Origin of the sequence: Streptomyces sp. ISL-1, assembly GCF_018614585.1 — a bacterium.
Lineage (GTDB): Bacteria > Actinomycetota > Actinomycetes > Streptomycetales > Streptomycetaceae > Streptomyces > Streptomyces maoxianensis.
The window spans coordinates 167,060-191,776 of sequence record NZ_JAGGOI010000034.1; the positions used below are offsets into that span (position 1 = coordinate 167,060).

The window sequence follows — 24,717 nt, forward strand, 5'->3', positions numbered from 1 at the left end:
GTGTTGGTGGCGGTGTCGATCACCGACACGTCGTCCGAGGCGATCTTGGTGACGTAGACGCGGGTGCCGTCCGGGGTGACCGCCAGCTCAGTGGGGCTGCCACCGACGGGGATGGTGGTGGTGACGGTGTTGGTGGCGGTGTCGATCACCGACACGTCGCTCGAGCCGGTGTTGGCGACGTAGACGCGGGTGCCGTCCGGGGTGACCGCCACGTCATCGGGGCCGCTGCCGACGGGGATGGTGGTGGTGACGGTGTTGGTGGCGGTGTCGATCACCGATACGTCGTTCGTGTTGAGGTTGGCGACGTAGACGCGGGTGCCGTCCGGGGTGACCGCCACTCCAGTGGGGCCGCTGCCGACGGGGATGGTGGCGGTGACCGTGTTGGTGGCGGTGTCGATCACCGACACGTTGTCCGAGCTGAAGTTGGCGACATAGGCGAAGGTTCCGGTCTGCGCGGCGGCCGGCGTGGCCACGGCGATCGGGACGACCACGCCGGCCAGGACCGCCAGTCCCGCCACCCAGGCCCGCAGCAGCACCCACCACGAACCCCCGCCCCCGCGACTTCGCCCCCCCACACCCCGGTTCCGACGCCGCCCGTACCGCGATACCCGACATGAAGACCTCCTGCAGCGCACCACACCGAGGTGTATGCGCATGTTCCGAATGGACTCGGCGATTGATGTCCCGTCATGGATGGACGGGATCGCCGCGGCGCTGATGATCGCCGGTCCGACGCTATGGGCCGCCTTCAGCGCATGACCGCAGGCAATCCCGGATAGGACCGTACGGACGCCTTGAATCCCCCTCCCGGGACCCGTCGCCTTCAGCGGCACTCCTCGCCGAACCCTCCCCGCTGCACTGGCCCGGCCGCCATGCCCACAGAGAAGGCCCCTACCGGCGCGGTAGGGGCCTTCTGGACAGCTCGGGCTCGGTCGTACGGGTGTCGTACGGGTCAGATCGTTCCCAGCTTGATGATCGACAGCAGGGCGATCAGCTGGATCGCCGACGCACCCAGCGCCTTCGGCCACGGCAGATCGTGCGACTTGCTCACCATCGAGGTGAACAGCGCCGCCGCCGCCAGCCAGGTCGCCCAGCCCAGCCCCTGCACCAGGGAGTTCTCGCCGCCCAGGAAGAGGGCGAAGACCAGGCGCGGGGCGTCCGTGATCGACATGATCAGCATGGAGAGGCCGACCGTCGGCTGCCACGCGCCGTCGCCGCCGAGCTGGCGGGCCAGGGTGTGGGTCACCGCGCCGAGGATCATGCCGCCGATGACGAAAGCGACCGCCGTCGTCAGCGCGTACGGGATGGCCGTGGAGATCGTCGCGTTGATCGTCTCCTCGCGGGCCTTGTCGAAGCCGAACAGCGCGAGCAGGCCGTACATGAACGTGACGATCAACGCGGTGCCCCACACGGGGTAGTCGCGCATCTGCCAGAACGTCGAGCCCGGCCGCAGCACGATGCCGCTCAGCAATTGCTTCCAGTGCAGGCGCGGGCCGGTCGGCGCGGCGGGGGCAGCGCCCGCGCGGTAGGTCGCGCCGCTGTCGTACGGGTCCTCGTTGACGCTGAACGCCTGGGTGTGACCAGGGTTGTTGGCCGCGTACGGGTCTGGGGCGGAGGGGTGTTGGCGGTACGGGTCGCCGAAGTACTCCGGTTCGCCGTACGGGCCCTGGGGGCCTTGGGGGCGCTGATGGCCGCCGCCGCCCGCCTGGGGCCACCCCGGCGGTGGTTGCTGCTGCGCATACGGCGGTGCCGCATGGCCGCCGCCGCCTCTGTAAGGCGGCGGTGCCTGCTGCGGTTGCTGCTGCTGCTGCGACGTGCGGTTGTCCCGGCCGCGTCCGATCCTGAATCCAGCCACGTAATCGAACGTACCCGGTCCGCGTCCGCCGGGTGACCGAGGATCAGGAACCGGGGTGCCTTTGCGGCTGAGCTGTGACATCCCCTAGGGGAAGCCTGGAAGGGATACGCGTGCCCCGAAGCCGGGCCGCCGCCGCCCGGAGAAACCCCGCACGACGTGATGCCGCCCGGCCGATCCCCGCCCGGCGAAACACGGAAGCGGCCGGTTCTGCCCCCGAGGCAGATCCGGCCGCTTCCTGTACTTACAGACGCACGGGCTACTTCACTGGTTCAGGCTCCGGCGCGCCCGCCGGCTCCTCGTCGGTCGCCGGGTCCGCCGGAGGCGTACGCACCGAATCGAGCAGGAGCTGCGCCACGTCGACGACCTGGAGCGATTCCTTGGCCTGGCCGTCGTTCTTCTTGCCGTTCACGGAGTCCGTGAGCATGACGAGGCAGAACGGGCAGGCTGTGGAGACGATGTCCGGGTTCAACGAGAGGGCCTCGTCGACGCGCTCGGTGTTGATGCGCTTGCCGATCCGCTCCTCCATCCACATGCGGGCGCCGCCGGCGCCGCAGCAGAAGCCGCGCTCCTTGTGGCGGTGCATTTCCTGCTGGCGCAGGCCGGGGACGGCGGACATGATCTCGCGCGGCGGCGTGTAGATCTTGTTGTGCCGGCCCAGGTAGCAGGGGTCGTGGTACGTGATCAGACCCTCGACCGGGGTCACGGGGACGAGCTTGCCCTCGTCGATCAGGTGCTGCAGCAGCTGCGTGTGGTGGATGACCTCGAACTCGCCGCCCAGCTGCGGGTATTCGTTCGCGATCGTGTTGAAGCAGTGCGGGCAGGTCGCGACGATCTTCTTCGACGACTTGGGCTTCTTCGTCGACGGGTCTTCGTCGTCCTCGCCGTACGCCATGTTCAGCATGGCCACGTTCTCCTGGCCGAGCTGCTGGAACAGCGGCTCGTTGCCGAGGCGGCGGGCGGAGTCACCGGTGCACTTCTCGTCGCCGCCCATGATCGCGAACTTCACGCCCGCGATGTGCAGCAGCTCAGCGAAGGCCTTGGTGGTCTTCTTCGCCCGGTCCTCCAGCGCTCCCGCGCAGCCGACCCAGTACAGATAGTCGACCTCGGACAGGTCCTCGACGTCCTTGCCGACGATCGGGACCTCGAAGTCGACCTCCTTGGTCCACTCCACCCGCTGCTTCTTGGCCAGCCCCCAGGGGTTGCCCTTCTTCTCCAGGTTCTTGAGCATCGTGCCCGCCTCGGACGGGAACGCGGACTCGATCATCACCTGGTAGCGGCGCATGTCGACGATGTGGTCGATGTGCTCGATGTCGACCGGGCACTGCTCGACACAGGCGCCGCAGGTGGTGCAGGACCACAGGACGTCCGGGTCGATGACGCCGTTCTCCTCGAGCGTCCCGATCAGCGGGCGCTCGGCCTCGGCGAGAGCCGCCGCCGGGACACCGGCCAGCTGCTCCGCGGACGCCTTCTCCTCGCCCTCCATGGTCTTGCCGCCGCCGGCCAGCAGATACGGGGCCTTGGCGTGCGCGTGGTCGCGCAGCGACATGATCAGCAGCTTCGGGGAGAGGGGCTTTCCGGTGTTCCAGGCCGGGCACTGCGACTGGCAGCGACCGCACTCCGTACACGTGGAGAAGTCGAGGATGCCCTTCCAGGAGAACTGCTCGACCTGGGAGACGCCGAAGACGTCGTCCTCGCCCGGGTCCTCGAAGTCGATCTCCTTGCCACCGCTCGTCATCGGCTGGAGCGCGCCCAGTGCCGTCGAGCCGTCCGCGTTCCGCTTGAACCAGATGTTCGGGAAGCCGAGGAACCGGTGCCAGGCGACACCCATGTTGGTGTTGAGGGAGACCGTGATCATCCAGATCAGCGAGGTGCCGATCTTGATCATCGCGGTGAAGTAGATCAGCGTCTGGAGGCTGGGGACGCTCAGGCCGTCGAAGGCCAGGACCAGGGGGTACGAGACGAAGTACGCGGCCTCGTAGTGATCCACGTGGTGGATCGCGCCCTCGAGCCCGCGCAGGGCGAGAATCGCGAGGCCGATGGTGAGGATGACGTATTCGACGAAGTACGCCTGCCAGGCCTTGGAGCCCGCGAAGCGCGACTTGCGGCCGGCCCGGGAGGGCAGGTTCAGCAGCCGGATCGCCATTAGGATGACGATGCCGACGACCGTCATCAGACCGATGAACTCGATGTACATCTCGAACGGCAGGAAGCCGCCGATGATGGGCAGAGTCCAGTCGGCCTGGAAGAGCTGGCCGTACGCCTGCGCCAGGGTGGGCGGCAGGGTGAGGAAGCCGATCGCGACGAACCAGTGGGCGAAGCCGACGATCCCCCACCGGTTCATCCGAGTGTGGCCGAGGAACTCCTTGGCCAGGGTGATCGTTCGCTGCTTGGGGTTGTCGGTACGGCTGCCCGCAGGCACGGGCTGACCGAGCCTGACGAACCGGTAGATCTGCGCGACTGCTCGGGCGATGAGCGCAACGCCGACCACGGTCAGGACCAGCGACACGATGATCGCGGCGAGTTGCATTGGGGGCTCCTCGGGCCTGCGAGGTGGGGAATCCAGCACTACTAAGCGGTAACTTATTCAGTTCGTTGCTGAGAGTACCCACTTATGCCGCCGCACTGTAGCCGGGCAGCCGGTGATCTGTGTCGCTCAGGCAAGCCTGACCGGGCGGTCCGCCCGGCGTCCGGCGAGCGCGGTCGGCAGGGTGCGGGCCAGGATCAGCAGGTCCAGTCCCAGCCAGTGTTGCTCCACATAGTGCAGATCGAGCACCGCCATCTCCTCCCAGGGGAGATCCGAGCGGTCGCTGATCTGCCACAGGCCGGTGATTCCCGGGCGTACGCCGAGTCGCGCCCGGTCCGCGTGGTCGGAGTCGTCGGGGCCCGGCGGCCGCGGGCCGACCAGGGACATCTCGCCGCGCACCACATTGATCAGTTGTGGGAGGTCGTCCAGGAAGAAATGGCGCAGCAGCCGTCCGACGGGCGTGAGGTCGAAGTCGGCCGCCCGCCGGGTGCGGAACGTCAGCATCGCGAACGTAACGCCGCCGAGGCCGGTGCGGGCCTGGCGGGCCAGGACGCCGCCGGGGGAGGTCGCCGCGACGGCGGCGGCGACGGCGAGCAGCAGGGGGGACAGCAGTAGCAGCAGAATCAGACTGCCCGCCAGGTCGACGACTCGCTTCGCAGGCATGGACGCAGGCCCTTCGTCACGATCTTCGTCACGAACTTCGTCACGAATTTCATCCTGATCTTCGTCACGATTGGTATCTCATGACCGTTTTTTGCGGCTATGACTCTCGCAGATGAAGGCCGGTCGAGCCGACGCGCCACGCGCGTGTACCGTCGGCCGCGCAAGGGTGCAGGTAAGCGCTGGATAAAAGTTGAGTGAGGTCGACTCAGGTCTGTTGACGCCGGTAGGGCCGGTCATGCATTCTTGAGCCAGATCTACTCAAGTCAGCTGGAGGAATTGAAATGGCACGTGCGGTCGGCATCGACCTGGGCACGACTAACTCCGTCGTCAGCGTTCTGGAGGGCGGCGAGCCCTCTGTCATCACCAACGCCGAGGGTGCCAGGACCACGCCGTCCGTCGTCGCCTTCGCGAAGAACGGTGAGGTGCTGGTCGGCGAGGTTGCGAAGCGTCAGGCAGTCACGAACGTCGACAGGACCATCCGGTCGGTCAAGCGCCACATGGGCACCGACTGGAAGATCGAGCTCGACGGGAAGACCTTCAACCCGCAGCAGATGAGCGCCTTCATCCTGCAGAAGCTGAAGCGCGACGCGGAGTCCTACCTCGGCGAGAAGGTCACCGACGCGGTGATCACTGTCCCGGCGTACTTCAACGACTCGGAGCGGCAGGCCACCAAGGAGGCCGGTGAGATCGCGGGGCTCAACGTCCTGCGTATCGTCAACGAGCCGACCGCTGCCGCCCTGGCCTACGGCCTGGACAAGGACGACCAGACGATTCTGGTCTTCGACCTCGGTGGCGGCACCTTCGACGTCTCGCTGCTCGAGATCGGCGACGGCGTCGTCGAGGTGAAGGCCACCAACGGTGACAACCACCTCGGTGGTGACGACTGGGACCAGCGCGTCGTCGACTACCTGGTGAAGCAGTTCGCCAACGGGCACGGCGTCGACCTGTCCAAGGACAAGATGGCTCTCCAGCGTCTGCGCGAAGCCGCGGAGAAGGCGAAGATCGAGCTGTCGTCCTCGACCGAGACGACGATCAATCTCCCGTACATCACGGCCTCCGCCGAGGGCCCCCTGCACCTGGACGAGAAGCTGACGCGCGCTCAGTTCCAGCAGCTCACCACGGACCTGCTCGACCGCTGCAAGACCCCGTTCCACAACGTCATCAAGGACGCCGGCATCCAGCTGTCCGAGATCGACCACGTGGTCCTGGTCGGCGGCTCGACCCGGATGCCCGCCGTCGCCGAGCTCGTCAAGGAGCTCACCGGCGGCCAGGACGCCAACAAGGGTGTGAACCCCGACGAGGTCGTCGCCATCGGCGCCGCCCTGCAGGCCGGTGTCCTCAAGGGTGAGGTCAAGGACGTCCTGCTCCTCGACGTGACCCCGCTGTCCCTCGGTATCGAGACCAAGGGCGGCATCATGACCAAGCTCATCGAGCGCAACACCACGATCCCGACCAAGCGGTCCGAGATCTTCACGACGGCCGAGGACAACCAGCCGTCCGTGCAGATCCAGGTCTACCAGGGCGAGCGTGAGATCGCGGCGTACAACAAGAAGCTCGGGATGTTCGAGCTGACCGGTCTGCCGCCGGCCCCCCGCGGGGTCCCGCAGATCGAGGTCGCCTTCGACATCGACGCCAACGGCATCATGCACGTGACCGCGAAGGACCTGGGCACGGGCAAGGAGCAGAAGATGACCGTCACCGGCGGCTCCTCGCTGCCGAAGGACGAGGTCGACCGGATGCGCCAGGAGGCCGAGCAGTACGCGGACGAGGACCACCGCCGCCGCGAGGCCGCCGAGACCCGCAACCAGGGCGAGCAGCTCGTCTACCAGACGGAGAAGTTCCTCAAGGACAACGAGGACAAGGTCCCGGGCGATGTGAAGACCGAGGTCGAGACCGCCGTCGGCGAGCTGAAGGAGAAGCTCAAGGGCGAGGACACGGCCGAGATCCGCACCGTGACCGAGAAGCTCGCAGCGGTCAGCCAGAAGCTCGGCCAGGCGATGTACGCCAACGCCACGCCCGACGGCGCCGCTGCCGGAGCCGACGCCCCGGCCGGTGGGCAGGGCCAGCCCGCAGACAACGCTGACGATGTCGTCGACGCCGAGATCGTCGACGACGAGAAGGACGCCAAGGGTGGTGCCGCGTGACGGAGGAGACCCCGGGCTTCGACGAGAAGCCTGACGTCCCCTCCGGCGCCACCTCTGACGACGCCGCCGAGTCCGCCGAGTCCTCCCATGAGGAGGGCGCGGCGGCCCCGGCAGGGGACGCAGCAAAGATCGCCGGCCTGACGGCGCAGCTGGACCAGGTCCGCATGGCGCTCGGCGAGCGCACGGCAGACCTCCAGCGGCTCCAGGCCGAGTACCAGAACTACCGCCGTCGTGTGGAGCGCGACAGGATCACGGTCAAGGAGATCGCCACGGCGAGCCTCCTGACCGAGCTTCTGCCCGTACTCGACGACATCGGCCGCGCCCGTGAACACGGGGAGCTGGTGGGCGGGTTCAAGTCGGTTGCCGAATCTCTGGAGACGGCCGCCGCAAAGATGGGCCTGCAGCAGTTCGGCAAGGAGGGTGAGCCCTTCGACCCGACGATCCACGAAGCCCTGATGCACTCGTACGCACCGGATGTCACAGAGACCACGTGCGTCGCGGTCCTGCAGCCGGGGTATCGCATCGGCGAACGGACCATCCGCCCCGCGCGGGTGGCGGTGGCCGAGCCCCAGCCGGGCGCGACCCCGGTGGCCGGCAAGGAAGAGACGGCGAACGACGAGGAGAGCGGTGGCCCGGACGAGGGCTGACGCAATGATCGTCCGAGAGGAGGGACGTCGATGAGTACGAAGGACTTCGTCGAGAAGGACTACTACAAGGTTCTCGGCGTCCCCAAGGACGCCACCGAGGCAGAGATCAAGAAGGCGTACCGGAAGCTCGCCCGCGAGTACCACCCGGACGCCAACAAGGGCGACGTCAAGGCCGAGGAGCGCTTCAAGGAGATCTCCGAGGCCCATGACATCCTCGGCGACCCCAAGCGGCGCAAGGAGTACGACGAGGCACGCGCCCTCTTCGGCAACGGTGGCTTCCGCACACCCGGCCCCGGCGGCCCCGGCGGCTCCTTCAACTTCGACCTGGGCGACCTCTTCGGGGGCGCCCAGGGCGGCACGCAAGGTGGCGCCGGGGGCTTCGGCGGCGGTATCGGCGATGTGTTCGGCGGCCTGTTCAACCGCGGCGCCGGCGCCGGTACGGGTACGCGTACCCAGCCGCGCCGCGGCCAGGACATCGAGTCCGAGGTGACGCTCAGCTTCACCGAGGCGGTCGACGGGGCCACGGTCCCGCTGCGGATGTCCAGCTCGGCGGCGTGCAAGGCCTGTTCGGGCACCGGCGACAAAAACGGTACGCCCAGGGTGTGCCCGACCTGTCTCGGCACCGGCCAGGTCTCGCGCGGCGGCAGCGGATCCTTCTCGCTCACCGACCCGTGCGTGGACTGCAAGGGCCGCGGACTGATCGCGCAGGACCCCTGCGACGTGTGCAAGGGCAGCGGGCGCGCCCGCTCCTCGCGCACCATGCAGGTCAGGATCCCCGCGGGCGTCTTCGACAGCCAGCGGATCCGGCTGCGCGGCAAGGGGGCTCCGGGCGAACGGGGCGGCCCTGCGGGCGACTTGTATGTCGTCGTCCATGTCGACTCGCACCCGGTCTTCGGCCGCAAGGGCGACAACCTCACGGTCACCGTGCCCGTCACCTACGCGGAGGCGGCGCTCGGCGGCGAGGTGAAGGTTCCGACCCTCGGCGGTCCGCCGGTCACGCTGAAGCTGCCCGCCGGGACGCCCAACGGCCGTACGATGCGGGCCCGCGGCAAGGGCGCGCTCCGCAAGGACGGCACCCGTGGGGACCTGTTGGTCACGGTCGAGGTCGCAGTGCCCAAGGATCTCGGCGAGAGAGCGAAGGAAGCGCTGGAGGCCTACCGCGAAGCCACTGCGGACGAGGACCCGCGGGCCGAGCTGTTCCAGGCCGCGAAGGGAGCATGAGATGGACGGCCGAACCGGACGCAGCCGCAATCCCTACGAACTGACCCAAGAGTCGCCGGTATACGTCATCTCGGTGGCGGCCCAGCTCTCGGGTCTGCATCCGCAAACTCTTCGGCAGTACGACCGGCTCGGCCTGGTCTCCCCGGACCGCACCCCGGGCCGGGGTCGGCGCTACTCCGCCCGCGACATCGAACTGCTGCGCAACGTCCAGCAGTTGTCGCAGGACGAGGGCATCAACCTGGCCGGAATCAAGCGCATCATCGAACTGGAGAACCAGGTCGCGGCGCTCCAGCAGCGGGTCGTCGAGCTGTCGACGGCCGTCGAGGGCGCGGCGGCGGCGATGCAGCAGCGCGAAGCCCAGGTGCACGCCTCCTACCGGCGCGATCTCGTGCCGTACCAGGATGTGCAACAGGCCAGCGCGCTGGTGGTCTGGCGTCCCAAGCGGCCTGAATAGGGCAGTAGTTGTACGGCGAAGGGGCCGGAGAGCGAGTCGCTCTCCGGCCCCTTCGGCGTGTGCGGCCCGCGGTCTTGTGAGGCCCGGTCAGCCTCCGGAGAGGATCAGGACGATGAAGATCCCGCAGGCGATGATGCTGATGAGCCAGCTGTGGGAGTTCATCCACTCGCGCACCTTCGGCATGGCGCGCTCGGCCTTCCTGCCGAACAGCAGGCGGCCCAGCAACGGCAGTGCCGCGATGAGAACCGTCAGCCCGATGAAGGGCAGCGCCTCCCACAGGCCGGCGTCGTGCTGCTGCAGATGAATCCCTACGGTCAGCATGACCACAAGGTCGGAGGGCATCAGCAGGATCAGCAGCAGGCCGACGGTGAACGCCTTCCTCGGGCCGGCCGTCATCAGGGACTTCAGCCACTTCGGCGGCTCGGCCCCTTCGCGTCCCCGCCAGTTCTTCACCGCGACGAACACCAGCAGGCCGACCAGTACGTACTCGATGATGTGGCCGGCCGAGCCCTTGTCGGACGGGCTGCCCGTGTCGACGGCGTGGCCCAGGAGCGCGGCGACGCCCCGCATGAGGGCCACCCCGGCCGTGGTCCCGGCTGCGATGCCCAGGAGGAACGCCAGGGACGCCCGGACTGCTCTGGGGCTGGTGACGAAGATGATCGCCGACAGGATCTGGGGTCCCACCATCATGGTGACGGCGAGCGGAAGAATCTTCAGGTCCACCGGTGGCCTCGAGCTCCGGGAGAGCCGGGAGAGCCGGGAGCTCCGGGAGAGCCGGGAGAGCCGGGAGAGCCGGGACTTTCGCCGGTTCGTCCACGCCGCTCCCGCCGGTGGCCGTCCATCGCACTCCTGCCCGTCAGTCGTCCGGCGCCTCCGGGTGGGACGCCGCGCACTCCGTCAAGGCTGCCTAGTATGCGGTAGATGATCCCTTTTGGGATGGAGTGAAACAGAGGCTGTGCGGCATGCGCGCCCCGGCGTGTCGGCGGACGCCGGGGCCCTCGCCGTCAGGCCTCGTGCTCGAGAACCCCCGACTGCGCGATGAGATAGCCGAGTTGGGTCCGGCTGCCACTGCCCAGCGCGGAGCCCAGCTTGGCGATGTGCGCACGGCAGGTGCGGACGTTCATGCCGAGGCGCCGGGCGATGGCCTCGTCGACATGCCCCTCGACCAGCAGCTTGGCGATCGAGCGCTGGACGCCCGTGATGCCGTCCAACTGGGGCCCGTAGGAGATCTGTTCCTCCCATGGGATGCCGTGCAGCCAGAACTGCTCGAAGACGCCGACGAGATACTCGACGATGCCCTTGTGCCGCAGTTCGAGGGCCGACAGGCGGTCGCTGCTGGCCGGGATGAAGGCCACCTTCCGGTCGACGATGATCAGCCGGTCGATGATCTCCTCCAGCGTGCGCACCTCTACGCCGGACGGGCCGACCTGTTCCATGTAGGACAGCGTGGCCGGGTGGTGGCGGGCCGTGTGCTGGTAGAGCGTACGCATTCGCACACCGCGGTCGATAAGCGGCTCCACGCGGCGCAGAGCCTTCTCCAGGATGTGCGGCTGTCGCCCGCTGCCGGGCTGGACAGTGAGAAGTTCCTCGGTGCAGTCTGCGGTGACTTGGTCGAGGGTTGTGTTGATGCGGTTGAGGCCCTCGAGGACGGTGATCCCTTGTGGGACGGTGGAGTTCTGAGCGGTGAAGGCCATGAATGGCTCAAGAGCATCGGTCAGAGCGACAGTTCGTCGCCGGCGCTCTTGGATCTCCCGCTCGATGGGGTGTATCAGCTGTGTCAGCGCAGTGGTCGGTGGGACCGGGCGGAGCCACTGAGCGTCGTCGGGATCCGGGTGAAGCAAGGCGAAATCGAAAAGACAGGGTGTTGGTTCCGCTTCTGACCGGGCTATTCGCCCGGTACGCAGCGCGGTGATGTAAAGACTTTTCCCCGCCTCGCACAGTTCGCCGTCTGTGTGAGGGTGTCCAGATTCGCCCTCATTAGCTGGCATATGCACCCCCTCAGGCTCCTGCATTACAGGAACATGATGCCTGCCGTCGCTGGTGCAAGCGTTCGGAGTGAGACATCGTCTTATGCGCGGGGGGAGGAGGAATGATCAAAAGAGGTGGAGATCACCCATGTCTAGGACGCTTCGTGCTCTTTGTGCTCTTGCCATAGCGGCGGCCGCCCTCGGTGCGGTGGCCTCCGGTGAGCCCTCCTGGGGTAGCTCTCCAGCCGCGGTGACGGCAGCCCCTGGCGAACCTTCGTGGGGCTTCGCTCCCGCGGACGCCGTGGCCAATATGCCCGAAGAGCCTTCATGGGGTGTCGGTCCGGCAGTCGTCACGGGTACGAACGGTGAGCCCTCCTGGGGTGTCGCTCCGGCCCGCACGGAAGCATGACCGTTCCACCGGACGACCGGGTCTTCCGGCGCGAGATGGCTACGGCTTACAGATCGGGGTGGCATTTCATCGACCTCGTCACGGCAATCCCCCACCGTGGCGACTCGTTGATGGTCACCCTCTTCGGAGAGCCGATTGTCGTGGCGCGCGAGGAGGACGAGGACGTCCGTGCGTATCGGTGCCTTCGCCGGCCCCGTGGAGCTCCGCAGCCAGTCCGCTGTGCCATCCGGTACGGCATGATTTTTGTCAATCTCGACCAGCGGGATCACCAGCTCGACCAGCGGGACCACCAGCTGGTCGAGCCCGACACCACCACCGCCACCCCCCGCAGTGCCTGAGCGGTTCCCCCGTCGTTGTAAATCGCTCGGGCGCTTCCCCCACACAGCGGCGCCATCGTGGACCTGAAACACGATGGCGCCGCTGTGCTTTTCCCGGGCTGTTTCCGGGTTTCTCGGGCTTCCCGGGCTTCCCTGGTTTCTCGGGCTTCCCGTGCTTCCGCCGGCTACGCCCGGCCCATTGCCCGTGTCAGGGCGATCTCGATCAGCACCCGGTCCGGGTTCGGGGCAGGGTTGCGTCCGTAGCGTTCCGCGTAGCGCTCCACCGCCTCCGCGATGAGCTCCGGCTCCGTACGGACCCTCGCGCGGCCCTCCAGGGTCGCCCAGCGCCCCTTGTCGACCTGACAGACCGCGACCGGCGCCCCGTCGGGACCCGCTGCCAGGATGTTGACGACCTTGTGGCTGTGCTTGTTGGTGATGACACGGGCCAGTCCGCGCTCCGGGTCGTAGGTGACACCGACCGCGACAACGTGCGGGGTTCCGTCCAGGCGGGGGGTTGTCAGTGTGCACATGTGGTACTCACGCCAGAAGCGGAGATACGACGCGTCGGGATTGCGCGGGTCGATGGCCATGCCAGGAACCTACAGGCGGCGGCTACCTCCCACCGGGTTGAGTGAAATAGACTCAACTTTGTGCACGTTGAATGAGTCAGTGTTGAGTGGACAGCCGCACCAGCAAGGAGGAGAGACCGCACGTGGACGCAGAGTTGACCAACAAGAGCCGGGACGCAATCAACGCCGCCACCACCCGGGCCGTGTCCGAGGGACATCCCGACCTGACCCCCGCTCACCTGCTGCTCGCGCTGTTCGCCGGCGCGGACAATGAGAACGTCGTCGACCTGCTGGCCGCCGTCGACGCCGACCAGGCCGCCGTGCGTTCCGGGACCGAGCGGGTGCTGGCCGCACAGCCCAGCGTGACGGGGTCCACCGTCGCGCCGCCGCAGCCCAACCGGGAGCTGCTCGCCGTCATCGGTGACGCCGCGCAGCGGGCCAAGGAACTCGGGGACGAGTATCTGTCCACCGAGCATCTCCTCATCGGCATCGCCGCGAAGGGCGGGCAGACCGGGGAGGTGCTGGCCCAGCAGGGGGCCACGGCGAAGAAGTTGCTGGACGCGTTCGAGAGTGCAAGAGGAGGGCGCCGAGTGACCACACCCGACCCTGAGGGGCAGTACAAGGCGCTGGAGAAGTTCGGTACGGACTTCACCGCGGCGGCACGCGAGGGCAAGCTCGACCCGGTCATCGGCAGGGACCATGAGATCCGCCGGGTCGTCCAGGTGCTGTCGCGTCGTACGAAGAACAACCCGGTGCTGATCGGCGAGCCGGGCGTCGGCAAGACCGCGGTCGTCGAGGGGCTGGCGCAGCGCATCGTCAAGGGCGACGTGCCCGAGTCACTGAGGAACAAGCGGCTGGTGGCGCTCGACCTCGGCGCCATGGTTGCGGGTGCGAAGTACCGCGGTGAGTTCGAGGAGCGGCTGAAGACGGTCCTCTCCGAGATCAAGGAGAGCGACGGGCAGATCATCACCTTCATCGACGAGTTGCACACCGTCGTGGGCGCGGGCGCCGGCGGGGACTCCGCGATGGACGCGGGCAACATGCTCAAGCCGATGCTGGCGCGCGGTGAGCTGCGGATGGTGGGCGCGACGACGCTCGACGAGTACCGCGAGCGGATCGAGAAGGACGCGGCGCTGGAGCGGCGCTTCCAGCAGGTGCTGGTGGCCGAGCCGACCGTCGAGGACACGATCGCGATCCTGCGCGGGCTGAAGGGCCGCTACGAGGCCCACCACAAGGTGCAGATCGCGGACAGCGCCCTGGTCGCGGCCGCGGCGCTCTCCGACCGGTACATCACCTCACGATTCCTGCCCGACAAGGCGATCGACCTCGTCGACGAGGCCGCGTCCCGGCTGCGGATGGAGATCGACTCCTCACCCCTCGAGATCGACGAGCTTCAGCGGGCCGTGGACCGGCTGCGGATGGAGGAGCTGGCGCTCAAGAACGAGTCCGACGAGGGCTCCAAGCAGCGCCTGGAGAAGCTCCGCCGTGATCTCGCCGACAAGGAGGAGGAGCTGCGTGGCCTCACCGCGCGCTGGGAGAAGGAGAAGCAGGGCCTCAACCGCGTCGGTGAGCTGAAGGAGAAGCTCGACGACCTGCGCGGCCAGGCGGAACGCGCACAGCGCGACGGCGACTTCGACACCGCCTCCAAGCTGCTGTACGGGGAGATCCCGGGCCTGGAGCGGGAGTTGGAGGAGGCCACGGTCGCCGAGCAGGAGGCGGCCAAGGACACGATGGTCAAGGAGGAGGTCGGCCCGGACGACATCGCGGATGTGGTGGGGGCCTGGACGGGCATCCCGGCCGGACGGCTCCTGGAAGGGGAGACCCACAAGCTCCTGCGGATGGAGTCCGGGCTGGGCAGGCGGCTGATCGGCCAGACGGAGGCGGTCCAGGCGGTGTCCGACGCCGTACGCCGCTCCCGCGCCGGGATCGCGGATCCCGACCGGCCCACCGGCTCGTTCCTCTTCCTCGGCCCGACGGGTGTCGGCAAGACGGAGCTGGCGAAGGCGCTGGCCGACTTCCTCTTCGACGACGAGCGGGCGATGGTCCGCATCGACATGTCGGAGTACAGCGAGAAGCACTCGGTGGCCCGGCTGGTCGGCGCGCCTCCGGGCTACGTCGGCTACGAGGAGGGCGGCCAGCTGACCGAGGCGGTGCGCCGGCGCCCGTACTCCGTCGTCCTGCTGGACGAGGTGGAGAAGGCGCACCCCGAGGTCTTCGACATCCTGCTCCAGGTCCTGGACGACGGGCGTCTGACGGACGGCCAGGGCCGGACGGTGGACTTCCGCAACACCATCCTGATCCTGACGTCCAACCTCGGCAGCCAGTATCTGGTCGAGCCGCTGACCAGCGAAGAGGAGAAGAAGCAGCAGGTCCTCGAGATCGTACGGGCCTCGTTCAAGCCGGAGTTCCTCAACCGGCTGGACGACCTGGTGGTCTTCTCGGCCCTGTCCAGGGACGAGCTGACCCACATCGCGAAGCTCCAGATCGACCGCCTCACCAAGCGCCTCGCCGAGCGCCGGCTCACCCTGGAGGTGACCCCGGCGGCCCTGGAGTGGCTCGCGGACGAGGGCAACGACCCGGCGTACGGTGCCCGCCCGCTGCGCCGCCTGGTCCAGACGGCGATCGGCGACCGGCTGGCCAAGGAGATCCTGTCGGGCGAGGTCACGGACGGCGACACGGTCCGCGTGGACCGTGTCGAGGACGGCCTCATGGTGGGCCCGGCGCTGTAACGCCAGTCGTGGGGTCCCGCACAGCGGGACCCCGCGGCGGGGTGCGCGGCTCGCCCCCGCGCCCGCATCCCGCCGGGCCTCCGGCAGGGGTTGCCAGTAACCGCCTGACATGGGGGAGGATGGCAGGAACCGTATGAAGGGAAATCCACGGTGACCATCGATCCGTCCTCGATTCCGAATTTCGGGGGCCAGCCCCAGCCTCAGGCCGCAGGACCGGAGCCGGGACCCGTCGTTCCCGACCAGGACCTGGTCAAGCAGCTCCTCGACCAGATGGAGCTGAAGTACGTCGTCGACGACGAAGGCGACCTTGCGGCGCCGTGGGAGGAATTCCGCACGTACTTCATGTTCCGCGGCGAGGACGACCAGCAGGTCTTCTCGGTGCGGACGTTCTACGACCGGCCGCACGCCGTCGAGGACAAGCCCAAGCTCCTCGACGTGATCGACGATTGGAACCGCCGCACCCTGTGGCCGAAGGTCTACACGCACATCCACGACGAGGAGGAGGGCGGGCCCACCGTCCGCCTCATCGGCGAGGCGCAGATGCTGATCGGCACCGGCGTCAGCCTGGAGCACTTCGTGTCGTCCACCGTCAGCTGGGTCCGCGCTGCGATCGAGTTCGACAAGTGGCTCGTCGAGCAGCTCGGTCTCGAGCCGGCGGACACGGACGGGAAGCCGACCGACGACGCCTGACCCTGCCCTGAACGCCCCCGCCGCGCCCTACAGCGCGATCGGGGACAGCGTCAGCAGATACGCCCCGTAGGCGAACGAGAGCCCGGCCAGGACGACGGTCACCACGACCGCCGCCCTCGGCCGGGCTTTCGCCAGTGCGCACGCCGGCGGCAGCAGCAGCGGGAACGCCGGCAGCAGAAACCGCGGCTTGGACTCGAAGAAGCCGGACCCGCCGACCGTGATCAGCACCAGCACCGCCGTGTACACGAGCAGCGCCGCCGGCGGCCGGTCCAGCGCCAGCAGCGCGAACAGCAGCACCGCCGCCACGACGATCAGCATCGCCACCATCAGCGAGAGCAGTGTGGGGCGCAGCACTATGTCCCGCACCACTTTCAGCGCGCCGATCCCGAAGTCGAACCGCGAGGTCCATCCGCGCTGCACGGCGAAGTAGCCGCCCAGTGGGTCGTCCATGCGGAAGCCGACCCACAGCACGTACCCGGACCAGCCGAGCGGAGCCAGCGCCGCCGCCAGCCAGATCCGCCGGAGCGCGTCGTCACGCTCACGCCGCCGGTACGCCCGGAACAGTTCGTACGCCGCCGCCACCAGCACCGCCGCCGCCACGGCGATCCCATTGGGCCGGGAAAGCCCGGCCAGCCCCGCCAGCACGCCCGCCCACACCCAGCGCCGGGTGAGCACCGCGTACAGCGACCACGCGGCGAACGCGGTGAGCACCGGCTCGGTGTACGCCATGGACAGCACGATCGAGTGCGGCAGCAGGCCCCACAGCAGCACCAGCACGGTCGCGGTGCGCCGCCCGTGCAGCCGCTCCACGACCAGGTAGATCCCCCACGCGGACGCCGCCGCCGCGGTCCACGAGATCAGTAGCCCCGCCGTGCCGCTGGTCACCGGCAGCAGGGTTGTCACCGCCCGGACCAGCGCCGGATAGAGCGGGAAGAACGCCAGATCGCTCTGGACCGCGCCGTCCGGCCAGTACAGCGTGCGGCCGTAGCCGTGCTCGGCGATCAGCATGTACCAGTCGGAGTCCCAGGCGCGGGCCACGATCGCCCGCGGCGAGCGGCCGATGTGCCAGGCCCAGCCGGCCATCACCAGCAGCCCGGTCAGCCGCGCCGCCGCGAACAGCCCCAACGCCGGGGCGGCCCGCAGGAGCGCGGCCCGCCGGCGGGAAACGGGCCGGGAGCCCGCCGCCCCTGCGCTGTCGAAAGTCTCGGCGGACAGGGGGCACCTCCGGGCGCGCACAGGGGTCGGTCAACCCGACCATGAGCGGCCAAGGCCTCGCGCGCGACTGCTGACCGGCGGACGGGCCCGGTTTTTACCCGGTCGGCTGAAGGGACGCGTGTCGCCCAGGACAGCGGACGGTGAGGCTGCTAGCGGCCTCTTTAGGCGCGTCACCGCCTCCTGCGGCATCCCTGCGCGCCGGCAGAGGCCTGAACATGCGCACCAGTAGGCCGGTGTTCCCCGGGATGCCTATCGTGAGTGCCGAATCTCCTGGTTGGTGGACTCGGGAAAGCGGGATCGCATGAATACGGCGGCGGGGACGACCGACGCGCGCGGCGCAGTGGGCTCGGCAGGCTGGAGCGCCGCGGCTCGGGTGCGCGGCATGGGCACGTCGATCTTCACGGAGATGACGGAGCTGGCGCGGAGCACCGGGGCTGTGAACCTCGGACAAGGGGTGCCGGAGCTGGCCAGCCCGCCCGTCCTGCTCAAGGACGTGGCGGATGCGGTGCTCGCGGGCAGCAACCAGTACCCGCCGGCCCATGGGTTCCCGGCGCTGCGCGAGGCCGTCGCCGCTCATCAGCTGCGCCGGTACGGCCTCGACTACCGGCCTCAGGGCGAGGTGCTGGTCACCACCGGCGCGACGGAAGCACTCGCCGCGGCCCTGCTGGCGCTCTGCGACCCCGGTGACGAGGTCATTGCCTTCGACCCCTGCTACGACGCGTACGCGGCGGATGCCCGGCTTGCCGGGGCCCGTTTGGTCGCCGTCCCCCTGGTCCTCGACGGCGACGGGTTCGCCCTCGACGCTGACGCGCTGCGCGCGGCCGTGTCCCCGCGTACCCGGGTGCTGATCCTGAACACTCCGCACAACCCCACGGGCATGGTCTTCACGGCCGAAGAGCTGGAAGCGATCGCGGATGTGTGCCGTGAGTACTCACTGACGGTGATCACGGATGAGGTCTATGAACACCTCGTCTACAACGATGGTGCGCGCCATCTGGCCATCGCCGCGCTGCCTCAGATGCGGGAACGGACGGTGGTCATCTCCTCGGCGGGCAAGACCTTCAACACAACGGGCTGGAAGGTCGGCTGGGTCTGCGGGCCCGCGCCGCTGGTCGCCGCGGTGGGCGCGGCCAAGCAGTTCCTGACGTACGCCTCGGGTACTCCGTATCAGGAAGCGCTTGCGCGGGCGCTCGGCTCTGTGGAGGAGTGGGCGGCGGATCTGCGGGGCACCCTGCGCAAGAACCGGGACCTGTTGAGCGACGGCCTGGCACAAGCCGGCCTGCGGCCCTTCCGCGCGGATGCCGGCTACTTCGTGCAGGCGGATGTGCGGCCCTGGGGTTTCTCGGACGGCGTCGAGTTCTGCCGGGACCTTCCGGAGCGCGCCGGGGTGGTGGCAATCCCGACGTCGGCGTTCTACGTCAGCGCGGATGCTCCGGCCTGGCTGGTCCGCTTCTCCTTCTGCAAGCGGGAGGACTCGATCCGTAAGGCCGTCGACCAGTTGATCAACGCGCGATGACCGGTGCCGGTCCGATCCCACGCGTCGGCATAGGAGCAATGTTTGGCCGCAGAGCACCTAGCGGTGTTAAAAAGGCAATGTGGTCAAACGCTCCGATCGAACCCGGAGCGCACCGGTTCGGTCACTGACCGACAAGCACCCCCGGAGCGTCGCCGGGCAGGTCTTCGCCTTGCAGGTGGCTGTGGTGGTGCTGCTCGTGGCAAGCGCGATGCTGGTGCTTGTGCTGCAGTCCCGGCACGACAGCAGCACAGAGGCGAAGCACCGTTCAATCGCGGTGGCTGAGACGTTCGCGCATTCGCCGGGTGTTCATGCCGCGCTGCAGACTCCTGATCCTTCCAAGGTGCTCCAGCCTCTTACCGAGAAGGCGCGCAGGGCGACGGGCGTCGACTTCATCGTGGTCATGGACACGAAGGGAATCCGCTACACGCATCCCAAGCCGGACCGGATCGGCAAGAGATTCGTCGGCACCATCGAGCCCTCGCTGGCAGGCCGTGTGTACACGGAAAGCGTCCATGGCCCGCTCGGCCACGAGGTGCAGGCGGTCGTCCCGGTCAGAGATCCCAAGGGCAAAGTCGAGGCCCTGGTGTCCGCCGGCCTGAAGGTCAAGAACGTGACCAGTGTGGTGGAGCGACAGCTGCCGATCATCTTCGGCGCCGGAGCGGCCGCGCTGGCCCTGGCCACGGGTGGGACGGCGCTGGTGGCCAGGCGGCTGCGGCGGCAGACCCACCGTCTGGGCCCGGCCGAGATGACCCGCATGTACGAGCATCACGACGCCGTGCTGCACGCCGTCCGCGAAGGTGTGCTCATCGTCGGCAACGACGGTCAGCTGATGCTGGCGAACGACGAGGCAAGGCGGCTGCTGGAGTTGCCGCCCGACGCCGAAGGGCGGCCCATCTCGGAACTGACCGGCCTTGACCCCGGCATGATCAAGCTGCTGATCTCGGGTCGCCTGGCCACGGACGAGGTGCACCCGGCCGGGGAGCGGCTGCTCGCGGTGAACCAGCGGCCCACGGACCGTCACGGCGGCCCCGAGGGGACGGTCGCGACCTTGCGTGACTCCACGGAGCTGCGAGCGCTGTACGGCAAGGCGGAGATCGCGCGCGAGCGGCTGAGACTGCTGTACGACGCCGGTCTGCGCATCGGTACCACCCTCGACGTGGTGCGTACGTCCGAGGAACTGGCGAAGGTCGCGGTCCCCCGGTTCGCCGACTTCGTCACCGTCGATCTGTCCGACCCGGTCCTGCGAGGGGAGGAGCCGGCCAGTACGGGCACGGACATGCGCCGCACAGCCGTCCACGGCATCCGGGACGACCATCCCCTCTACGAACTCGACCGCCTGATCGACTTCCTGCCCTCCACCCCGCAGGCACGGGGTTTCGGCAGCGGCCGATCGGAGCTGGTGCCCGACCTGGCCGACGCGCCCGGCTGGCGTGCCCAGGACCCGGACCGGACACAGCTGATCGTCGAGTACGGCATCCACTCGCTCCTCGTCGTTCCCCTCCAGGCGCGGGGCGTCATCCTGGGCATGGCCAACTTCTGGCGCTCGGAGAAGCCCGAGCCGTTCGAGGAGGACGACCTGTCCCTGGCCGAGGAACTGGTCGCCCGGGCGGCGGTCAGCATCGACAACGCCCGCCGCTACACCCGTGAGCACACCCGGGCCGTCGCTCTGCAACGCAGCCTGCTGCCGCGGGCCCTGCCCGAGCAGAGCGCCCTCGATGTCGCCCACCGCTACCTGCCCGCGCTGTCCGGGGTGAGCGGCGACTGGTTCGATGTGATCCCGCTTCCGGGCAGTCGCGTGGCGCTGGTCGTCGGGGATGTCGTCGGCCACGGCCTGCACGCGGCGGCCACGATGGGACGGCTGCGCACCGCGGTGCACAACTTCTCCACGCTCGACCTGCCGCCCGACGAAATCCTCAACCATCTCGACGATCTGGTCGGGCGCATCGACCAGGAGGAGGGGGCGGTCGCGAGTGCGGGGGTCGTGGGCGCCACCTGTCTGTACGCGATCTACGATCCCGTCTCCCGCCGGTGCGCCATGGCGCGGGCAGGTCACCCCGTGCCCGCGATGGTCCACGTCGACGGCAGTGTGTCGTTCCCCGACCTTCCGGCCGGGCCGCCCCTGGGCCTGGGCGGCATGCCGTTCGAGACCGCCGAACTGGAACTGCCGGAGGGCACACAACTCGTCCTTTACACCGACGGGCTCATCGAGGAGCGCACCCGGGACATCGACGTCGGGATCGAGCTGCTGCGCAAGGCCCTGGCGTCCCATCCCGACCGGCCGCCGGAAGAGAGCTGTCAGGCGGTGCTCGACGAGCTCCTGCCCAGTCGGCCGAGGGACGATGTGGCGCTGCTCATCGCCCGCACACGGGCAATCCCGCCCGACCAAGTCGCCCGCTGGGACGTGCCGTCGGATCCCGCCGCCGTGGCGGACATGCGCGCCGCCGTGACCGAGAAGCTGGACGAATGGGGTCTGGCCGAGGTCGCGTTCGCCATGGAGCTGGTGATCAGCGAGCTGATCACCAACGCCATCCGCTACGGCTCCGCACCGGTCACGGTGCAACTGCTCCGCGACCGCGCCCTGACCTGCGAGGTGGCCGACGGCAGCAGCACCTCGCCCCATCTGCGGTACGCGGCCACGATGGATGAAGGAGGCCGCGGCCTGTTCCTCGTCGCGCAGATGACCGAACGCTGGGGCACCCGCTACACCCCCGGGGGAAAGGTCATCTGGGCGGAGCTGGCGCTGCCCAAATCCGACGAGAGCGTGGAGGGCACGGGGTAGTTGGGGGTAGTTCGCGTCAGTGACGGTCTCCGCCCTGTACCGAAGCGTCCTGTGCCGAAGCGTCCTGTGCCGAAGCTCTGGAGTTGCTCAAGTCTGCTTTGGGCCCGCGGGGCCCGGGGCATCCCCCTCACACGCAAGTTCGGGGGAACGGAAGGACGGTGGGGGCAGTGGTCTTCTTCTTCGGGATTCTGATCGTCGTGTTCGTGCTCGTGGTGGTCATCGCGATGTCGCGCGGGAGCAGCAAGAACCGTCGGCGCGGGGCTGCGGGTGGCGGCGGCAGCTGGTGGGCGGGCAGCGACGGTGGGGGCTCATCGTGCGGGGGCGGTTCCTCGTGCGGCGGCAGCTCGTCCTGCGGGGGCGGCGGGGGTGGATGCGGCGGCGGAGGCAGCTGACACGGGGCAGCTGGTCCGCGGCCACTTAAGGCACCCGGTGGGTGAACTCCCGCCGGGTGCCTTCTTGTTGACGTTTTTGGTGACCTCCTTGGAACTTTTTAGTTGAACAGTTGAACCGTGAGGCCCCCGGGGGGATGGAAACCCCTTCAAGTTGGGTAAAATCGCTGTGGGTGCCGCGCACTTCATGATTCTCTCGCTGTCGGAACCTGTTGGAACCATCCAGCCCTCGGACCTGATGTGGACCCGAGCAGGCGGTCCCCGGATCTTCTTCAACTCCCCCTCAGGGGCGCCCCCCTGTCCACGTGTCCTTCACTCGCCAAAGCGTGTTTGCGGAGCCGACCCATGCTCACGACCCTCCATACGGCCTACACCGACACCCGTGCCGACGACCTTGCCTGGGCGCTCGGTCGGGAGCCGCTGCCCGCCCTGGCCGTCCTCGACCTCGAACTGTCCGGAGCGAAGCTGCAGTTGAGACTGCTGGGAGCGTCCCACCAGGTGCTGCTGGAGGACGAACAGGGCAGCTGCTCCGAGACCGTTGCCTGCATGCCCGGCAGCAGCACGCCCCTGCCTCTCGGCGTGGCCAAGCGGATCGGTGCGTGGGAGTACGAGTTCGCGGCCCGCGTCGAGACGCTCTCGGAAGGCTCGTTCGCGGGGCGCGCGCAGGAGCTCCTCGCGCTGGTCGCCGACCACCCCCAAGGTCTCGCGGGCACGTTCCCCGGCTCGCCGCACGCCTTTACGGCAATGCTGGCGCAGCGGCGCGATGGGCAGGTGCGGTGGCGCACATGGCACGCGTATCCGCAGGAGGGCAGTCTCGTCGTCACCCGTACGCGGGTTGGTGCCCGTATGCCTGCCGCCCTGTAGTTATGCCTCCCGCGCCTCAGTAGCACCCTTGTGGGTGACAGGCGGCGCACTACCCCTGACGTAGCGTTACGAACATGATCGATCGGCTGCCGACTTCACCGCCCCCGCAGGCGGTTCGGCTGCCCGTGCGCCCCGACGCCGGCCGGTATCTCGTGTTGACGGCGGTCTTCGTCTGTGCGGCGTGCGGACTGGTGTACGAGCTCGAACTGGTCGCCCTCGCTTCGTACTTGATCGGCGACTCCGTCACCCAGGCCTCCGTCGTACTGTCGCTGATGGTCTTCGCGATGGGCATCGGCTCGCTCCTCGCCAAGAGGCTGCGCTGCCGGCCGGCGGTCTGTTTCGGTCTGCTGGAGGCGGCGCTCGCGCTGGTCGGCGGCTGCTCGGCGATGGTGCTGTACGCCGCGTTCGCCTGGATCGGCGAGTCACGCGTCGTGCTGGTGGGTTTCTCCCTCGCCATCGGGGTGCTGATCGGCGCGGAGATCCCGCTGCTGATGTCCCTGATCCAGCGGATCTCGCGACGTGACGCGGAGGGCACGGTCGCCGATCTGTTCGCCGCGGACTATGTGGGGGCGCTCGTCGGCGGGCTCGCGTTTCCGTTTCTGCTGCTGCCGTGGCTCGGTGAGGTCACGGGCGCGCTGTTGACGGGCGGCGTCAACGTGGTGGCGGGTGGGGCGCTCGTGCTGTGGCTGTTCCGGCGGGATCTGACTGTGCGTTGCCGCGGCTGGCTGCTCGTCGCCAATGTGACGGTGCTGGCGCTGCTGGCGACCGCGACCATCCTGGTCGACGACTTCGAGCAGGCGGCGCGGCGTGCGGTCTACGGCGACGAGGTAAGGGTCGCCATCCACACCGATGTGCAGGAAGTCGTGCTCACCGGCGGCCCGTCGGGGCCACTGGACCTCTTCCTCGACGGGCGGCTGCGGGTCAGCGGGCGCGACGAGTACCGCTACCACGAGGCGCTGGTGCACCCGGCGATGCGGGGGCCGCATGCGCGAGTGCTGATCCTGGGCGGGGGCGACGGGCTCGCGGCACGCGAGGTGCTGCGCTACCCCGGCGTCGAGTCGGTGACCGTCGTCGAGGTCGACCCGGGTGTCGTCCGGCTGGCGCGCACGGATCCGGCGCTGGCCGTACTGAACGAGTACGCGTACCGGGACCCGCGGGTGCGGGTCGTCGCCGCGGACGCGTTCTCCTGGCTGCGGGAGCCGAGGGGAGCGTACGACGTGGTGATCTCGGATCTGCCCGATCCGGGCATCACGCCGAGCACCAAGCTCTACTCCCAGGAGTTCTACGGACTCATCGAGCGGGTCATGCCGGACGGCGGGCGGCTCGTGGTGCACGCGGGGTCGGCGGTCTCCCGTCCGCGAACGTTCTGGACCGTCGACGCGACGCTGCGGGGGGCGGGATTCGGGACTCGTGCGTACTGCGCCACCGGACGGCTCTCCGGCTTCACCACGGGCCCGGACCGCTCGACCGGCACGGCGTCCGCGCCGAGCGACTGGGGCTTCCTGCTCGCCGGGGCGGGGTGGGCGCCGGGGCTCGGCCTCGATCCGGATGCGCCGCGGCTGCGGACGCTGGGTCCGTCGGCGCTCGCCGCGGCGGCGCGGGGTGCGGAGCGCACGAGGCTGCCGGCGCTGCCGCCGTCGACGCTGGTGCACCCGCGGTACATGGACTGAGCGTCCGTGGACGAGTCGTATACGGACCGGGCCGTCCATGGGTGAGCCGTACGCGGACAGAGTCTTATGCCGTATACGGACTCCGCTGTACACAG

General features: G+C 68.8%; 19 protein-coding genes. 11 read left to right on the forward strand and 8 right to left on the reverse strand.

Annotated elements, in window-relative coordinates; translation table 11 throughout:
- The 4 genes from J7E87_RS25135 to J7E87_RS25150 form a co-directional block, all read right to left on the reverse strand.
- On the reverse strand, positions 1-536 hold a 536-nt coding region (locus tag J7E87_RS25135), incomplete at its 3' end, for a beta-propeller fold lactonase family protein (RefSeq protein ID WP_308313074.1).
- 416 nt (positions 537-952) lie between these two features.
- The gene (locus tag J7E87_RS25140; RefSeq protein ID WP_215096784.1) at positions 953-1,855 is read right to left on the reverse strand and encodes a Yip1 family protein; all 903 of its coding nucleotides are present in this window, start codon (positions 1,853-1,855) and stop codon (positions 953-955) included.
- 256 nt (positions 1,856-2,111) lie between these two features.
- Complete coding sequence (locus J7E87_RS25145) at positions 2,112-4,382, reverse strand: (Fe-S)-binding protein (protein ID WP_215096785.1); 2,271 nt, start codon at positions 4,380-4,382, stop codon at positions 2,112-2,114.
- 126 nt (positions 4,383-4,508) lie between these two features.
- Complete coding sequence (locus J7E87_RS25150; protein ID WP_215096786.1) at positions 4,509-5,042, reverse strand: sugar transferase; 534 nt, start codon at positions 5,040-5,042, stop codon at positions 4,509-4,511.
- A 281-nt stretch (positions 5,043-5,323) separates the two neighbouring features.
- Here J7E87_RS25150 and dnaK point away from each other — a divergent pair, with 281 nt between their 5' ends.
- Genes dnaK through J7E87_RS25170 form a run of 4 tightly spaced genes read left to right on the forward strand, consistent with a single transcriptional unit; the run spans position 5,324 to position 9,508 of the window.
- Positions 5,324-7,186, forward strand: a complete 1,863-nt coding sequence (dnaK, locus tag J7E87_RS25155) for a molecular chaperone DnaK (RefSeq protein WP_215096787.1) — start codon at positions 5,324-5,326, stop codon at positions 7,184-7,186.
- Positions 7,183-7,833, forward strand: a complete 651-nt coding sequence (gene grpE, locus J7E87_RS25160; RefSeq protein WP_215096788.1) for a nucleotide exchange factor GrpE — start codon at positions 7,183-7,185, stop codon at positions 7,831-7,833. Before dnaK ends, grpE begins: the two co-directional genes overlap by 4 nt.
- Positions 7,834-7,863: 30 nt before the next feature.
- Positions 7,864-9,054, forward strand: coding sequence for a molecular chaperone DnaJ (dnaJ, locus tag J7E87_RS25165; protein ID WP_215096789.1), 1,191 nt, complete (start codon positions 7,864-7,866; stop codon positions 9,052-9,054).
- Position 9,055: 1 nt separating this feature from the next.
- Complete coding sequence (locus tag J7E87_RS25170; RefSeq protein ID WP_215096790.1) at positions 9,056-9,508, forward strand: heat shock protein transcriptional repressor HspR; 453 nt, start codon at positions 9,056-9,058, stop codon at positions 9,506-9,508.
- Positions 9,509-9,595: 87 nt separating this feature from the next.
- On the opposite strand, the gene J7E87_RS25175 is transcribed toward J7E87_RS25170, so the two are convergent.
- On the reverse strand, positions 9,596-10,231 hold the full coding sequence (locus J7E87_RS25175) for a GAP family protein (RefSeq protein WP_215096791.1): 636 nt from the start codon (positions 10,229-10,231) through the stop codon (positions 9,596-9,598).
- A 281-nt stretch (positions 10,232-10,512) separates the two neighbouring features.
- Positions 10,513-11,496, reverse strand: coding sequence for a helix-turn-helix transcriptional regulator (locus J7E87_RS25180; RefSeq protein WP_215096792.1), 984 nt, complete (start codon positions 11,494-11,496; stop codon positions 10,513-10,515).
- Between the two features lie 384 nt (positions 11,497-11,880).
- Here J7E87_RS25180 and J7E87_RS25185 point away from each other — a divergent pair, with 384 nt between their 5' ends.
- Positions 11,881-12,222, forward strand: coding sequence for a (2Fe-2S)-binding protein (locus J7E87_RS25185; RefSeq protein ID WP_215096793.1), 342 nt, complete (start codon positions 11,881-11,883; stop codon positions 12,220-12,222).
- A gap of 164 nt (positions 12,223-12,386) precedes the next feature.
- Here J7E87_RS25185 and J7E87_RS25190 read toward each other — a convergent pair whose 3' ends face one another.
- A complete protein-coding gene (locus tag J7E87_RS25190; protein ID WP_215096794.1) occupies positions 12,387-12,791 on the reverse strand; it encodes a pyridoxamine 5'-phosphate oxidase family protein in 405 nt (134 codons plus the stop codon).
- 122 nt (positions 12,792-12,913) lie between these two features.
- Between J7E87_RS25190 and clpB the strand changes: the two genes are divergently transcribed.
- A complete protein-coding gene (gene clpB / locus J7E87_RS25195) occupies positions 12,914-15,499 on the forward strand; it encodes an ATP-dependent chaperone ClpB (protein WP_215096795.1) in 2,586 nt (861 codons plus the stop codon).
- 150 nt (positions 15,500-15,649) lie between these two features.
- Positions 15,650-16,189 carry a YbjN domain-containing protein gene (locus J7E87_RS25200; protein WP_215096796.1) on the forward strand — a complete coding sequence of 180 codons (540 nt, stop codon included), beginning with the start codon at positions 15,650-15,652 and terminating at the stop codon, positions 16,187-16,189.
- A 27-nt stretch (positions 16,190-16,216) separates the two neighbouring features.
- Here J7E87_RS25200 and J7E87_RS25205 read toward each other — a convergent pair whose 3' ends face one another.
- Positions 16,217-17,425 carry a glycosyltransferase family 39 protein gene (locus J7E87_RS25205; RefSeq protein ID WP_308313075.1) on the reverse strand — a complete coding sequence of 403 codons (1,209 nt, stop codon included), beginning with the start codon at positions 17,423-17,425 and terminating at the stop codon, positions 16,217-16,219.
- Positions 17,426-17,705: 280 nt separating this feature from the next.
- On the opposite strand from J7E87_RS25205, the gene J7E87_RS25210 reads away from it, so the two are divergent.
- The 4 genes from J7E87_RS25210 (at position 17,706) to J7E87_RS25225 (ending at position 24,622) form a co-directional block, all read left to right on the forward strand.
- Positions 17,706-18,920 (forward strand): aminotransferase class I/II-fold pyridoxal phosphate-dependent enzyme, encoded by a 1,215-nt coding sequence (locus J7E87_RS25210; RefSeq protein WP_215096797.1) that lies wholly within the window; start codon positions 17,706-17,708, stop codon positions 18,918-18,920.
- A 175-nt stretch (positions 18,921-19,095) separates the two neighbouring features.
- Complete coding sequence (locus J7E87_RS25215; RefSeq protein WP_308313078.1) at positions 19,096-21,699, forward strand: SpoIIE family protein phosphatase; 2,604 nt, start codon at positions 19,096-19,098, stop codon at positions 21,697-21,699.
- A gap of 734 nt (positions 21,700-22,433) precedes the next feature.
- Positions 22,434-22,952 (forward strand): DUF2617 family protein, encoded by a 519-nt coding sequence (locus J7E87_RS25220; protein WP_215096798.1) that lies wholly within the window; start codon positions 22,434-22,436, stop codon positions 22,950-22,952.
- A 74-nt stretch (positions 22,953-23,026) separates the two neighbouring features.
- The gene (locus J7E87_RS25225) at positions 23,027-24,622 is read left to right on the forward strand and encodes a polyamine aminopropyltransferase (RefSeq protein WP_215096799.1); all 1,596 of its coding nucleotides are present in this window, start codon (positions 23,027-23,029) and stop codon (positions 24,620-24,622) included.
- The last annotated feature ends 95 nt before the right edge of the window (positions 24,623-24,717 follow it).

Excerpts from the sequence above, each read along its gene's own strand:
- J7E87_RS25150 (WP_215096786.1), bottom strand. The coding sequence starts at position 5,042 with ATGCCTGCGAAGCGAGTCGTCGACCTGGCGGGCAGTCTGATTCTGCTG.
- J7E87_RS25145 (WP_215096785.1), bottom strand. The coding sequence starts at position 4,382 with ATGCAACTCGCCGCGATCATCGTGTCGCTGGTCCTGACCGTGGTCGGC.
- J7E87_RS25190 (WP_215096794.1), bottom strand. The coding sequence starts at position 12,791 with ATGGCCATCGACCCGCGCAATCCCGACGCGTCGTATCTCCGCTTCTGG.
- J7E87_RS25220 (WP_215096798.1), top strand. The coding sequence starts at position 22,434 with ATGCTCACGACCCTCCATACGGCCTACACCGACACCCGTGCCGACGAC.
- J7E87_RS25210 (WP_215096797.1), top strand. The coding sequence starts at position 17,706 with ATGAATACGGCGGCGGGGACGACCGACGCGCGCGGCGCAGTGGGCTCG.
- J7E87_RS25225 (WP_215096799.1), top strand. The coding sequence starts at position 23,027 with ATGATCGATCGGCTGCCGACTTCACCGCCCCCGCAGGCGGTTCGGCTG.
- dnaJ (WP_215096789.1), top strand. The coding sequence starts at position 7,864 with ATGAGTACGAAGGACTTCGTCGAGAAGGACTACTACAAGGTTCTCGGC.
- dnaK (WP_215096787.1), top strand. The coding sequence starts at position 5,324 with ATGGCACGTGCGGTCGGCATCGACCTGGGCACGACTAACTCCGTCGTC.
- J7E87_RS25185 (WP_215096793.1), top strand. The coding sequence starts at position 11,881 with ATGACCGTTCCACCGGACGACCGGGTCTTCCGGCGCGAGATGGCTACG.
- J7E87_RS25170 (WP_215096790.1), top strand. The coding sequence starts at position 9,056 with ATGGACGGCCGAACCGGACGCAGCCGCAATCCCTACGAACTGACCCAA.
- J7E87_RS25180 (WP_215096792.1), bottom strand. The coding sequence starts at position 11,496 with ATGCCAGCTAATGAGGGCGAATCTGGACACCCTCACACAGACGGCGAA.